Annotated in this window: 14 protein-coding genes; 7 read left to right on the top strand and 7 right to left on the bottom strand. The window is 68.2% G+C overall.

Annotation, left to right across the window (positions count from 1 at the left end):
* The first annotated feature begins 97 nt into the window (after window positions 1-97).
* The 3 genes from ASE10_RS08105 (at window position 98) to ASE10_RS08095 (ending at window position 1790) form a co-directional block, all read left to right on the top strand.
* On the top strand, window positions 98-1090 hold the full coding sequence (locus ASE10_RS08105) for a peptidoglycan recognition family protein (protein ID WP_056306239.1): 993 nt from the start codon (window positions 98-100) through the stop codon (window positions 1088-1090).
* Window positions 1091-1142: 52 nt separating this feature from the next.
* Window positions 1143-1454 (top strand): hypothetical protein, encoded by a 312-nt coding sequence (locus tag ASE10_RS08100; RefSeq protein ID WP_055905721.1) that lies wholly within the window; start codon window positions 1143-1145, stop codon window positions 1452-1454.
* Between the two features lie 123 nt (window positions 1455-1577).
* Window positions 1578-1790, top strand: coding sequence for a hypothetical protein (locus tag ASE10_RS08095; protein WP_055905717.1), 213 nt, complete (start codon window positions 1578-1580; stop codon window positions 1788-1790).
* A gap of 8 nt (window positions 1791-1798) precedes the next feature.
* On the opposite strand, the gene ASE10_RS08090 is transcribed toward ASE10_RS08095, so the two are convergent.
* The 4 genes from ASE10_RS08090 to ASE10_RS20085 all read right to left on the bottom strand — a co-directional run bounded on the left by ASE10_RS08090 (window position 1799) and on the right by ASE10_RS20085 (window position 6244).
* A complete protein-coding gene (locus ASE10_RS08090; RefSeq protein ID WP_055905715.1) occupies window positions 1799-2212 on the bottom strand; it encodes a hypothetical protein in 414 nt (137 codons plus the stop codon).
* Between the two features lie 118 nt (window positions 2213-2330).
* Window positions 2331-3713, bottom strand: coding sequence for an alpha/beta hydrolase (locus ASE10_RS08085; protein ID WP_055905712.1), 1383 nt, complete (start codon window positions 3711-3713; stop codon window positions 2331-2333).
* Window positions 3714-4037: 324 nt separating this feature from the next.
* A complete protein-coding gene (locus ASE10_RS08080; protein WP_056306237.1) occupies window positions 4038-5828 on the bottom strand; it encodes a DUF885 family protein in 1791 nt (596 codons plus the stop codon).
* Window positions 5825-6244, bottom strand: coding sequence for a hypothetical protein (locus tag ASE10_RS20085; protein WP_157481131.1), 420 nt, complete (start codon window positions 6242-6244; stop codon window positions 5825-5827). Before ASE10_RS20085 ends, ASE10_RS08080 begins: the two co-directional genes overlap by 4 nt.
* An 84-nt stretch (window positions 6245-6328) precedes the next feature.
* On the opposite strand from ASE10_RS20085, the gene aceK reads away from it, so the two are divergent.
* Complete coding sequence (aceK, locus tag ASE10_RS08075; protein WP_056306263.1) at window positions 6329-8059, top strand: bifunctional isocitrate dehydrogenase kinase/phosphatase; 1731 nt, start codon at window positions 6329-6331, stop codon at window positions 8057-8059.
* A 4-nt stretch (window positions 8060-8063) separates the two neighbouring features.
* On the opposite strand, the gene ASE10_RS08070 is transcribed toward aceK, so the two are convergent.
* The 3 genes from ASE10_RS08070 to ASE10_RS08060 all read right to left on the bottom strand — a co-directional run bounded on the left by ASE10_RS08070 (window position 8064) and on the right by ASE10_RS08060 (window position 9282).
* Window positions 8064-8546: an RES family NAD+ phosphorylase gene (locus tag ASE10_RS08070; protein WP_200944118.1), complete on the bottom strand. Its 483-nt coding sequence runs from the start codon at window positions 8544-8546 to the stop codon at window positions 8064-8066.
* Between the two features lie 38 nt (window positions 8547-8584).
* Window positions 8585-8956: a hypothetical protein gene (locus ASE10_RS08065; RefSeq protein ID WP_055905703.1), complete on the bottom strand. Its 372-nt coding sequence runs from the start codon at window positions 8954-8956 to the stop codon at window positions 8585-8587.
* A gap of 140 nt (window positions 8957-9096) precedes the next feature.
* Window positions 9097-9282 (bottom strand): hypothetical protein, encoded by a 186-nt coding sequence (locus ASE10_RS08060; RefSeq protein ID WP_056306235.1) that lies wholly within the window; start codon window positions 9280-9282, stop codon window positions 9097-9099.
* 127 nt (window positions 9283-9409) lie between these two features.
* Here ASE10_RS08060 and ASE10_RS08055 point away from each other — a divergent pair, with 127 nt between their 5' ends.
* The 3 genes from ASE10_RS08055 (at window position 9410) to ASE10_RS08045 (ending at window position 12979) form a co-directional block, all read left to right on the top strand.
* On the top strand, window positions 9410-10357 hold the full coding sequence (locus ASE10_RS08055; protein WP_055905697.1) for a LysR substrate-binding domain-containing protein: 948 nt from the start codon (window positions 9410-9412) through the stop codon (window positions 10355-10357).
* 110 nt (window positions 10358-10467) lie between these two features.
* Window positions 10468-11331, top strand: a complete 864-nt coding sequence (locus ASE10_RS08050; protein WP_056306234.1) for a class I SAM-dependent methyltransferase — start codon at window positions 10468-10470, stop codon at window positions 11329-11331.
* 307 nt (window positions 11332-11638) lie between these two features.
* On the top strand, window positions 11639-12979 hold the full coding sequence (locus ASE10_RS08045) for a hypothetical protein (RefSeq protein ID WP_056306232.1): 1341 nt from the start codon (window positions 11639-11641) through the stop codon (window positions 12977-12979).
* Window positions 12980-12993: the final 14 nt, after the last annotated feature.

Here is a 12993-nt window from a genome sequence, read left to right as displayed (position 1 = left end):
GCGGAACCCCGCCATCCTTCACTTGATAGGCCCGTCGAAAGCTGGCAGTTTCGACGCGACGAGCCCCGCCTCGCGCCCGCACAGGAAAGGATTTCCGATGGCCGACCCGACTGCATCCAACCCGGTTTTACCCAACCCGATCCTGCCTTACGACGCGTCCCACCCCGACCACGCCCGTTACCAGAAGGTCTTCGACGGCGTGAAAGCCACGGGGCAGTGGAACGACGCAGAATCGCGCAATGTCGCCGCAGGCCTGTACGACCAGCTCAAGCGCAATCCGCAGATGGGCGACTTCGACCGCATCGTGGTCGGCAAGCCAGATGCCGCGGTGCCGTCGGTGTTCGCGATGAAGGGCAGCAGCGGCGATCCGCCCGGCGCCCAGCCCTGGGTCAGCGTGCCCACGGCGATGAGCAAGACCGACGCCGCGCAAACCTTGAGCGCCTATGCGCACACGCCCCAGGTCGGCAAGGACGGCTACCTCACCGATCCCGGCATCACCAAACAGCCGATCGCGGCGCTGGAAAAGGGCCCGCTCAAGGACATCCACGCGGTGGTCATGCACCGCACCGAGGGCTCGACCGCGCAAAGCGCGCTCAATTCGTTCAAGACCGGCACCGGCGCCCACTTCCTGATCGACAAGGACGGCACGATCTACCAGACCGCCAGCCTCAACGAGCAGACCCAGCACGTCGGCAAGGTCAGGGGCCGCTGCGTGGAGGAGGGCAACTGCTCGGCGCAGGAGCAGGCCTTCTTCGACAAGACCGGCTGGAACCCCAAGGCCATCCACGACCACGAGAAGGCCAAGCCCTACCCCGACCGCTTTCCGGTGAATGCCGACAGCGTCGGCATCGAAGTGGTCGGCAGCTACAACAGCAAGACCAAAACCTGGGACGCGCCGACGCCCGAGCAGACCGCGTCGATCAACAAGCTGGTGGGTACGCTGCAGAAGGAATACGGGCTCAATGACAAAGACGTCTACAAACACGATGCCATCTCGTACAAGACCCTGGGCGAAGGCGCTGACCTGTACGTGCCTGGCAACCGCACTCCCGCTGCTCCTGTCGTGCAGCCATCCGGGCCCAGTCGATAAGTCCGGCGCCGGCACCGCCGCCGGGATCACGGTCACCCGCGTCGACGGCGCGGTGTTCGACGCCGCGTCCGGCAAGGACGCCAATCTCGAACCGACCTGCAAGGCGTGGAACCTGAGCAAGCAGCAGGTCGCGAACTTCTTCGCCGCCAGCCGCGAGTATCCGGACGGCACCCACGATGCGTTCTATTGGTTGCCCTGTTCGATCAAGGGCCGTCTGACCGCGCAAGGCAGGGAGTGGGAGTTCAAGATCAATGCCGCGGCCACGGCAACCTGGAAGAGCGGAGACACGATCCGCCAGTGGGGCTGCGATGCGAAGGCCTGCGAATCGTTGGTGCTGATGATGCCGGATGGGAACAATCCTTGAGCTCGTGCGGCACCGGCATGGCTGCTCCGGCACGCGAACTTTCGCAGCATCACCTTGACTGAAGCAGCGCCGCCCGTGGACTGCCATGGCCGTCGCATACATGTCGGCTCGCGGGTTCGCGTCTTGAAGATCGCGGCATGGTTGGAGCGCCAGATTCCTGCGGACGAATTCGCACGCTTGCAATCCCTGGTCGGCACCATCCTGCCGATTGCCGAGATCGACGAATGGGGAACGGCGTGGAAGTTTCCTCAGACGCCGGACCGCATCTATACCCACGATCTGGCGTTGGATTCCGATGAGATGGAGCTGGTCGATCCCACTTCTCACAACGACTAGGCGAAACGTTAGGGCTCGTACACGAAATCGTCGGCGCCGACCTCTATCCAAGCCACCAGCGTCGTGCCCAACCGGTTGATCGCGGCTACTTCCATCTCGCTGGAATAGTCGAAAGCGGCTCGCTCCAGTACATCGCCCCTGCGCACCGTGGACAGCTGCAGCAAGGAGTGTCCGCGGGCGTCGAACGCCAGCGCCCGCAAGCGAATCCAATAGGCCGAGGTGCCTTCCTGCGAACCTTCCTCGAAGCAGGGCCGGTCCGCAGTCGCGCCGCTGAAGTCGACGAGTTCGTGCGCGAAGCGCATCAGCCGATCGGGATAGGTATAGAACCGAGAACGGGTTGCGTAGTCGCGGGTTTCGGCATGCAGCTCCAACTCGACCATTCCGTCGTCGTCTTGCCAACGTTTGACGATGCGTAGTTTCATTCGATCATTGTCGAAGCAACGGCAGCGTTGGAGAAACCGTTTCAGCCCGCGGGCTTCGCGGTGTGGCGGGCGCCCATCGGCGCCCTTCGTGTCCTACACGGTGCGGATCGATCCCGCGTTACTTCGCCTTCGCCGGCGCGGCGGACGCCGCGGGCGCCGCCACCGGCGGCGCGCCGGTCAGCACCTGCGCATCGCCATACGGACCGCGGCCGAGCTTGCCGGTCTTGATCCAGTCCAGCTGCATGCGGAAGTAGCCGTCGGCGATGCGGGTTTCGCTGCGCTCGCCGTTGGCGGCGGTTTCGAACTTGAGGATGCCGTGGTCGGTCTCGGGGAAGATCGCCAAGGTCAGCGGGCGGCCTTCGGCGGCGACCGACAGCAGGCGCTCGCGGGTTTCCTCCGGCGGCGCTTCGCGGTCGGCGCCGGCCAGCATCCACAGCTGCGGCTGCTTGAGCTCGCGCAGCACCGGCATCGGGTCGTAGTTCCAGCTGGTGCCCTTGTCGAGTTCGGGCTCCATCGCCTTGAGCTGCTGCGGCGTGTGGCTGACGACCAGGCCGGTGTACTCGCCCTTCATCGCGCCCCACCACTTCTCCTGGCCGTACTTGTTGCGCGCCACGGTCAGCGCGTCCCAGCCGTCCTTGCCGTGCGAGGCGACGATGGTGCCGGTGGCGTCGGTGACTTCGCGCGCCTTGGCGACGACGTCGTCGCCGTAGCCGGCGTTCCTGAGGTCGAGCGCGACCTGGCCGGCGTCCTCGCCCAGCGGGCTGATCGCCATGCCGTAGCCGACCGCGACGAAGGCCGCTTCCGGCGTCTTGCTAGCGGCCAGCGGAGCGATCCAGCCGGCCTGGCTGCCGCCGTGGAAACCGATCCGGCCGGCGCGCTTGCCGGCCATGCGCTTGGCTTCGCGCAGCGCGGCGCGGGCGTCGTCGGCGAGCAGGTAGAAGTCCTGGGTGTACTTGCCGCCGGACTCGCCGGTGCCGCGCTTGTCGTAGACGAACACGCCGATGCCGTTGGCCGGGAACAGGTTCTGGACGTGGTAGCGGTCGACGCCGGAGTAGTCCTCCGAGCCGTGCACGGTGACGATGATCGGCACCGGGCCGTTGCCGGGCGGCAGCACCAGGCGGCCGCGCAGGTTGACGTCGTTGCCTTCGAAGCGGGTCTCGCTGATGTCGAACTTCAGCTTGCGGCCGTTCTTGCCTTCGAACGCGATCTTGCCCTGCTCGCATTCGCCGAAGCTCACCCGCACGTTGTCGGGGCGGCCGGTCCAGCCCAGGGTGCTGGTCCACTGGCCGTCGTTCTCGCTGAGGCGGCCGCTGCGGCCGTCGATCAGGCGCCAGCGCAACGCGCCTTTGTCGGCATTGGCGACGTCGACGATGCTGCCGTCGTCGAGACGATAGGCGCCGGCGTGGCAGCTGTTGGTGTCGGTGGCGTTGCTGGCGAACGCGGCCGGGCTGATCAGCAGCGCGGCCAGGGCCAGGGCGAGCGGAATGCGGGCATGGGACATGATGCGGTCTCGTTGGGCGGCGCGGGCGCCGGATCGATGTTCGGGATCGACGTTCGATGGGTGGGATGCGATAACGCGGGTGCGGGTTGCATCGCTGTGTCGGAATTGTGTCGCATGCGGCGAAGTCGCGCTGCGCGGGCGGTCTCAGCGGTCGTCGTGGTCGTGCGCCAGTACGGCGCCCGCGGCGGCGGCCCGGCGCAGCGCTCGGCCACCGAGTCTGTGGCGGTGTTGGATCATGACGGTGCCCTCCCTGTTCCGCGTCGGCGGGCAGCATGCCATAAGCGCCGCCGACCTTAGGCCGCGGCGGGGGACGGTTCGCGCTGCCTAGCGCGTGGCGGCGGTCGGCACGGCGTCCGGCGCGGCCTGGCGCGCGGCGGCGAAGCGGCGCATCTCGCGTTCCATCACCGCCAAGGGCACCGAGCCCAGGTTCAACAACGCGTCGTGGAATTTGGCCTCGTCGAAGCGACCACCCAGTTGCGTCTCCGCCTCGCTGCGCAGCTGGCGGATGCTGCGATAACCCAGGTAGTAGGCCAGGGCCTGGCCGGGCCAGCTGATGTAGCGATCGACCTCGGTGCGGATATCGTGCGGCGCCAGCGCGGTGTGCTGCGACAGGTAGTCGATCGCCTGCTGGCGAGTCCAGCCGTACTCGTGCAGCCCCGTATCGATGACCAGGCGTGCGGCGCGCCACATCTCGAAGCTCAGCCGGCCGAAGTCCTCGTAGGGCGTCTCGTACACGCCCAGTTCGATGCCCAGCCATTCGGTGTACAGGCCCCAGCCTTCGCCGTAGCCGGAGAAATAGGTCTGGCGACGGAAGTCCGGGCGGTCCGGGGCCTCCAGCGCCATCGCGGCCTGGTGGCTGTGCCCGGGCACGCATTCGTGCAGGGTCAGCGCGGCCAGGGTGTACAGCGGCCGCGACGGCAGGTCGTAGGTGTTCATCAGACACGAATCCAGCCCGCCGCGCCCAGAGGTATAGACGGGTGCGATATCGTTCGGCACCGGCAGGATCGCGAAACGCTTGCGCGGCAGCTGGGTGAACAGGTCCTCAAGCCGGCCGTCGACCTTCTTGGTCACGTAGGCCGAATACGACAGCAATTCGCGCGGGGTCTTGGCGTAGAACTGTGGGTCGCTGCGCAGGAACACCAGGAACTCCGCGAAGCTGCCTTTGAAGCCGGTCTTGCGCATCACTTCGTGCATCTCGGCGGAGATGCGCGCGACCTCCTGCTTGCCGATCTCGTGGATCTGCGCGGGCGTCAGCGCGGTGGTGGTGTATTCGAGGATCTGGCTGCGGTAGAAGGCCTGGCCGTCGGGCAGCTCGCTCGCGGCGGTGCTGGTGCGCGTGCGCGGCAGGTATTCCTCGCGCATGAAGCGCAGCAGCTTGGCGTAGGCCGGCGCCACCTCGTCGCGGATCGCGCGCTCGCCTTCGGCCTGCAGGGCGCGCCGGGCGTCCTCGCCCAGGTGCGCGGGGATCGCGGCGAACGTGGCCGAGAACGGATTGTCGGGACCGTCCTTGGCGTAGGGCTCGATGGTGCGGTCGCGACCCTCGATCGCGACCCGCGGCACGCTGTAGCCGCGCGCCAGGCCCGCGCGCATGTTGGCGATGTTCTCGTCGAAATAGCGCGGCAGATCGTGCAGGCGACCGAGCAGGCGCCGATATTCCTCGGCCTTCTGGTAAGGGCGGCGCGGGTTCAGGTCGCCCCAGAAGAAGGTGTCGCTGTTGAACGGCGCTTCGTAGGTGCGGTAGCGCGCGTTGTTGAGCAGTGCGGCGACCGAGGTGCGGAACACGGCGGCATTGATCCGCTCCTCGTCCGACAGCTGCGCCTCGGGCAGCGTATCGAGCTGGGCCAGGGCCTTTTCCCAGTAGGCCACGCGGCGCTGCCAGGCCTGCGGCGTGACGCTGGGCATGCGGTCGCCGTCCACCCAGCGGCCGTCCGGCTCGCGTACCTGCACGAACTCCTGCTGGCGCCAAAGCCATTCGGCCTCGTACAGGTCGCGCAGGCGGCGCGTGGCATCGTTGGCGGCGGCGGCGCCTGCAGATTCGGCGGCGCTGGCCGGGGCCACGCCCGCCAGCGACAGCACGGCGAACAACAAGGACGGACACAGCAGGCGAACGATCATGCGCGGACCCTTGGCGGCAGCGAAAGAAGGCGGAACACGAAGGCGCGCATCGGACCGATTCCGCCGCCTCGTGCGGCGGAGCCGATACCGGCGATGGGCCCGGTTCCGTGGATGCAAGCTTGCATGCCGCCGGGATTGGCGTCACGCGGTTCGGGTGGCGGGCGGTCCTGGCGCAGGCGGTCGCTGCTGCGCGATGCGGCACAGCGACGGATCGCCGCGGGCCTGCCGATCGGGGTGAAGCCGGAGCTGCGCATGTTCGACATGGTCCCGCCGACGGCGCGTGCGGGTCTAGCGGGCTGGCGCCGTCCCGGATGCGGAAATCGGCACAAAATATTGGTGCGCGCCACAGCATCCGAGCATGCCTTCTGCGGCGCGGCCGCGGATGGGTCCCGCCCCTTGCGCGCTTGTTCGATCATCGTCCGATCCGGTGTCCTTCATCGCGTTTCTGCCCGGGCGATCCGCTGCGCCTGGCCGCCTCGGCACCGCCTTACACTGCGGCCATGCCCATCGATCCCATCGCCCTGGTCGAAGCCGAATCCGTCGCCGCGCAGATCCGCGAGGCGTTCGCCGACTATCACGCGCGCTTCGCCGCGATCACCCGCCGCGCCAAGGGCCGTTTCGAGCGCTGCGACTGGAACGGCGTGCGCGACGATGCGGTGGAACGCATCGCGCTGTACGACCGCTGCGTCGCCGAGGCCAGCGAAGCGCTGGACGCACACCTGGGCGCGCAGGCCCATGACCGCACATTGTGGTCCGCGGTGCACGCCCGCTACGCCGGCCAGATCGAGCCGCTGCTGGACCGCGAGCTCTACAAGACCTTCTTCAACACCCTCACCCGGCGCTTCTTCAAGACCCGCGGCGTCGACGCGGCGATCGAGTTCGTGGCGCTGGACATCGAACCCACCGACGCCATCACCCACCCGGTCGCGCGCCACAGTTACGCGGTGTCGGAGGATCGGCTCACCGAAACCCTGATGCGGGTGCTGGACGACTACCCGTTCGAGGTGCCCTACGCCCACCGCACACGCTGCGCGGCCGGCATCGCGGTGCGGCTGCAGGACGACCTGCTCCACTGGGGCCCGAATCCGGTGCGCGCGATCGAGCTGCTGGACGCGGTGTTCTACCGCGAGCGTCGCGCCTATCTGGTCGGACGCGTGTTCGGCGAACGCGCGTTTTCGCCTTGCGTGATCGCGCTGGTCAATGACGGCGGCGCGCTGCGCGTCGACGCGGTGCTGACCCTGCGCGCCGACGTGGTCCAGCTTTTCAGCTATTCGCGCAGCTATTTCCACGCCGACCTGACCACGGTCGGCGATGCGGTGGTGTTCCTGCGCACCTTGCTGCCGGGCAAACCTATCGACGAGCTCTACACCGTGCTCGGCCGCGCCAAACAGGGCAAGACCGAGCGCTACCGTACCTTCTTCCGTCAGTTCGCGGCCCAGGCCGGCGAGCGCCTGGTGCGCGCCGACGGCGAGCTCGGCATGGTCATGGCGGTGTTCACCCTGCCCAGCTATCCGCTGGTGTTCAAGCTGATCCGCGACCGCTTCGCCTACCCGAAGGACATCGCGCGCGCCGAGGTCGAGGCCAAGTACGCGCTGGTGTTCCACCACGACCGCGTCGGCCGCCTGGTCGATGCGCAGCCGTTCCGCTTCCTGCGCTTCCCGCGCGCGCGCTTCGCGCCGGAGCTGCTGGAAGAACTGCTGGGCACCTGCGCCGGCAGCATCACCCAGGACGGCGACGACCTGGTCCTGCACCTGTGCTACGTCGAACGCCGGCTGCGCCCGCTCAATCTCTACCTGCGCGAGCAACCGCTGGAGACCGCGCGCGCGGCCGCGATCGACTACGGCCAGGCGATCAAGGACCTGGCCCTGGCCAACATCTTCCCCGGCGATCTGCTGTTGAAGAACTTCGGCGTCTCGCGCCACGGCCGCGCGGTGTTCTACGACTACGACGAGCTGTGCCTGGTCACCGACTGCCGTTTCCGCGCCATGCCCGAGGCGCGCAATCACGAAGACGAGATGGAGGCCGGCGCCTGGTTCTACGCGGCCGGCAACGACGTGTTTCCGGAACAGTTTCCGCGTTTCCTGGGGCTGCCGCCGCCGCTGCTGGGCGCGCTGCTGCACGCGCATCCCGAGATCTTCCAGGTGCAGTGGTGGCAGAACGTACAGACCGCGCTGCGCGAAGGCCGCTACACCGATGTCGCGCCGTATCCGCTGGATCGGCGCCTGCCTTAGGGATTCAGCGCCAGCTCGACGGATCGATCGGCAGGTCCATGCGTGGGTCGTGCACCAGCAGGTGATCGTCGGCGCCGAGCAGGTCGGGGTAGATCACCAGGTTCAAACCACCGATGCGGCGCGTGGACGGAAACACCACCGCCGCCAGTCCGGCGGCGCGCACGTCGTCGGCGATCACCCAGCTCGGCGGCTCGATCTCGTCCAGGAACGCCTGCCGCTTCCAGTTGCACGACAGTTCCTGCCACAGCGGCGGCCAGTGCTCGGGGTCGTAGCCGGCGCGGAAATCGGCGGCGCGCGCGATCGTGGCGCGGTAGGCGACCAGGGTACCGGGGCGCACCAGCGGATCGTCCTGGCGAAATTCCTCGATCGCGGTTTCCGGTTCCAGCGCCAGGTACAGGGCATCGATGCCGGGCCGGTTGAGGCGGCCGCCGGCCATGGCCGCGCCGGCGCCGCTGAGCGGCTGGTACGACCAGCGCGGGGTGTGCATGCGGTACGCCGGGAGATCCGGTCCCAGTGCCGCGACGATCATCCGCTCGCGCCGCCTTCCAGCGTCGCCAGGTAGCGGATCACGGCCTCGGATTTGCCGTCGCGGACCAGGTCGGCCGCGGTCAGATAGCCGAACTCGGCGATCGGGTGGTTGATGAACCAGAACAAGGTGCGTTCGCGGTCGTCGTTGACCCGGTACGCGGCGGCCAGCACTTTGACGATGTCGCGCAAGGCGCCCTGCAACTGCGCCGATTCCGGGTTGCCGGTGACCGTATTGCGGTGCACGCGGGCGAGCCCGGCAATCTCGCTCACGCCCATGTGCAGGGCCTGGGCCATGCGCACCGGCGACAAGGTCGGGCGCGAGGGCTCGCGCAGGGTTTCCAGGAAGGTGTCGAAGGCGGCGGCGGACACGGGCGGCGCTCCAGGTCGGGACCAGGACCATAGTACGCCTATATTTTGCACAATCAATGCCCCGGTTGCGCGACCCAGGCAAAAAGAAGGCCCGGATCGACCGGGCCTTCAGGGAAAGGGGCTGCGGACTGCTGCTGCCATCAGCTGCAGCCGGCGACGGCGCCCTGGGCGCAGCAGGCCGCGGCGGCGGCGCGGCTGTCGGCGGCCAGGATCGGCTTGGGGGCGACCTGCTTGGCATCCTTCGCCGGGGCCGGCTCGGATCGGCCGTAGTAGCGGTCGTCGGTCAGGTAGCCCTGCATGAACAGGAGGTCGGTATAGATGCTCATGGCTTGCTCCGGTCAGTTCCAACGCCGGTCCGGAATGGACTGGCTTCTTGAGTAGCTCGCAAGTTACTCTTGGCCTTAGCGTTGAAAAAGCGACATTTCTGCAAGCCAGACTTGAGCAGCATTCAATATGAGCCGCCCCCCTCTGCACGCCCTGCTGGGCTTCGCCGCCGCCGCCCGCAGCGGCAATCTGACCCGCGCCGCGGAGTCCATGCACCTCACCGTGAGTGCGCTGAGCCACCAGATCCGTGCACTCGAGGAACGCCTGGGCCGGCGTTTGTTCGACCGCGGACCGCGCGGGGTCAAGCTGACCGCCGACGGCGAGCGCTTGATGAACCGCATCGCCCCGCACCTGGAGGCGCTGGATCACGCCCTGCGCCCGTACGCGCCCTGCCGCGACGACGTACTGACCCTGAGCCTGATGGCCTCGATGGCCTCGGCCTGGCTGGTGCCGCGGCTTGCCGATTTCCTGGCCCTGCACCCGCAGTTGGAACTCAACCTGCAATCCAGCACCCGCCTGGTCGACTTCGAGCGCGAGGCCAACGTCGACGCCGCGCTGCGCGGCGGCTATGGCGGCTGGCCGGGAGTGGTGATCGAGCACCTGTTCGACGAAACCCTGACCCCGGTCGCCAGCCCCAAGCTGATCGAGCGCATGGGCGGACTGCCGGCGCTGGAGGACTTGCAGCGCTGGCCGCTGCTCGGCGATCCGGCCGATCACTGGCGCGACTGGTTCGAGCACTACGGCGGGCGCGAACCGGCCCGCTACGTCGCCCACTTCGACGATTCCGAAACCATGCACCGGGCCGCGGTCGAAGGCATGGGCGTGGCGCTGGCGCGCATGGCGCGCACCCGCTTGCTGATCGAGAACGGCCAACTGGTGTCGTTGCGCCCCGAACGCCTGCGCACCGACTACGCCCACTACCTGGTATACCCGCAACGTTCGGCCGACCACGCCGGCCTGCTCGCGTTTCGCGGCTGGGTGCACGAACAGGCCCAGGCCTACGTGGCGCGCATGGAAGCGACCCTGCCCAGCGACGAGGCCTACACCCGCAAGGTGCGCAAGCACTCGCAGACCTGAGACGCGCACCTCGCAGCTGCGCTGCTGGAGGTACCGATCCCGGACCTCCGGCACTGGGCGCAGGCACGCGCTGGGGTAGATTGATCGCCCCACCGCCCCGAGGCCGACGCATGACCGCCCCTACCCTGCACCGTTCCTTGCTGGTCGCCACCATCGCCGCCGCGCTCGGCCTTTGCGCCATGACGGTCGAAGCCAAGCAGCCGCCCGCCGCCAAGACCGCGGCCGCGAAGACGGCCAGCTTCGACAGCGTGCTCGCCGGCGACTGGCGCAGCGAAAAGAACCGCGCCCGCGACGTCTACCGCCACCCGGCCCAGACCCTGGGCTTCTTCGGCGTCAAGCCGAACCAGACCGTCATCGAGATCACCCCCGGCGGCGGCTGGTACAGCGAAGTGCTCGCGCCCTACCTCAAGGACGACGGCCGTTACGTCGCCGCGGTGTGGGACGACGCGATTCCGGGCCAGCCCCAGTACCGCTACGGCCTCAACACCTCGCTGCGCGCGCGCTTCGCCGACAACGCCGCGGCCTACGGCAAGCCGGACGTGCGCGTGTTCGACCCCAAAGCCCCGAACTTCGGCCCGGCCGGCACCGCCGACGTCGTGCTGACCTTCCGCAACGCCCACAACTGGGTCGAGGAAGGCACCGCCGCGGCCTATTTCAAGGCGTTCTTCGACGCGCTCAAGCCCGGCGGCGTGCTCGGCGTGGTCGATCACCGCGCCAAGCCCGGCACCGATCTGGAAACGATGAAGAAGTCCGGCTACCTCACCGAGGCGCTGGTGATCGAACTGGCCCAGGCCGCCGGCTTCGTGCTCGACGAAAAGAGCGAGATCAACGCCAACCCGAAGGACGACACCAACCATCCCAACGGCGTGTGGACCCTGCCGCCCAGCAACAAGCACGATGCCCAGGACGACGCCAAGTACCAGGCGATCGGCGAAAGCGACCGGATGACGCTGCGCTTCAAGAAGCCGGGCTGAGGACGCGCCGACCCGCGCGCTTGCGGCAGGGCCGCGGGCGCGCTGGCGCGGATCGGCCGTTGGAATCGGGATCGCCTGTCGGGAGCCGGCGATCCCGCTGTCGTTAGCGTCGCCTGCCGCGCAGCCCTCGCACGACGCGTATTGGCTGCGCATGCGCGGCGCATGATCGACCGGCACTCGCGCGCGACATCGCAATGGCCCGCAACGCGCCGCGACGACGGACCTCGCGGCACGACCGCCTTGAAGTACAGTGCGCAAACGGACACAGGGGATGGGCTGGATGGCTGGACGAAGTACGACGCGACTGTTGGTCGCTGGCCTGATAGCCGCACTGGTCCTTGGTGCCGCCTTACTGATCTGGGTACCCAACCTGCGCGACGCCGCGTATTGGAGCGGCCTGCGCGATGCCGTGCTGGGCAGACGGACGGCCGAAGTCGCGGCACCCGAGCGAGCCGCCGAGGTGCCCGCCGAGGCCACCGCTCCCGTTGCCGCTGCCACCGCCGCTGCCGTCGATCCGGAGCCGGAAACTCAGACCGGCGCGGCCACCGTCCCCGAGGACACCAGCAAGCTCGACGTGCTGCCCGGCCCGTATCGCAATTTGCCGACCGCCGCGCCGCCGTTCGCGCTGCAGCCCGACATTCGCTACCTGGGCCGGCTGGGTCTGGAAGATCTGCCGCCGGACGTGCTGCCGTCTTCGGTGGAGGAAGCGCTGCAACACGCCGTGGATTCGGCGCAAGGCGACGAAAGCCTGGCCGAAGCCGAGGCGGAAGCCGCAGGACCGATGCGGCGCGAGAACAAGATCGGCGCCGAAGTCTGCGCATCCGAAGCCTTGCAGGCCGGACAGCGCGCGCTGATGCGCCGGCGCCAGTTCCTGCTGCCCTGGGTACGCCGCGGCGACCTGGTGATGATCCAGGGCGAGTTTCCGGACAACGCCTTCCAACGCGCGAAGTTGAGCGGCAAGCCGCTGAAGACCAAGGCCGAGGTATCGATGTCGGTGCACGGTCCGCTGGGTGCGTATTTCCATTCCAGTCTCGACGGCAACAACAGCCTGCTGCCCAAGGACAAAGAGCAGCTGTCGCTGGTGTTCAAGGCCGAGCAGGGCGGCGTCTACAAGCTCACCGTCGACCTCGACGATTGCACCGCGGCCGTGTCCGTCCCTTACCGCTTGCAGGTAAGCCGGCGCGGCGCCGCCACGGCGGCGGCGGCGAGCGCGGAAGCCGTTGCGCCCGAGCGCAGCCAGACCCTGCCGATGGCGAGCCTGCCGCAGGTCGAGCTGGGCCATACCTACCAGGGCGCGTTGTTGCTGGACGAGCCGCTCAAGGGCGCGTACTCGCCATCGGGCCTCTACTCGACCTTGTTCCAGGACATGCACATCGGGCCCTTGGTCAAAGGCAAGCGCTACCTGATCGAAGTCACCAGCCCGGACGCCGATCCGGCCTTGCAGCTGTTCCAGCGCGGTCCGCTGGTCGGCGACACGGCGCCGCAGCAGGACTCCGACGGCGGCGCGCACGGCAACGCCATGCTGATCTACCAGCCCAAGCTGGACGGTCCCTACATCTTGCGCGTGGTCGGCACCGATCCGCGCGATATCGAGCGTGCGAACGCGCGCTTCGGCTACCAGGTGCGGGTGAGCGAATGGACGCCGTGACCTCGGATCGCACA

Source organism: Lysobacter sp. Root76, assembly GCF_001428685.1.
GTDB lineage: Bacteria > Pseudomonadota > Gammaproteobacteria > Xanthomonadales > Xanthomonadaceae > Lysobacter.
The sequence above is the reverse complement of the archived record's forward strand: the minus strand, read 5'-3'. Positions and strand labels throughout refer to the sequence as shown.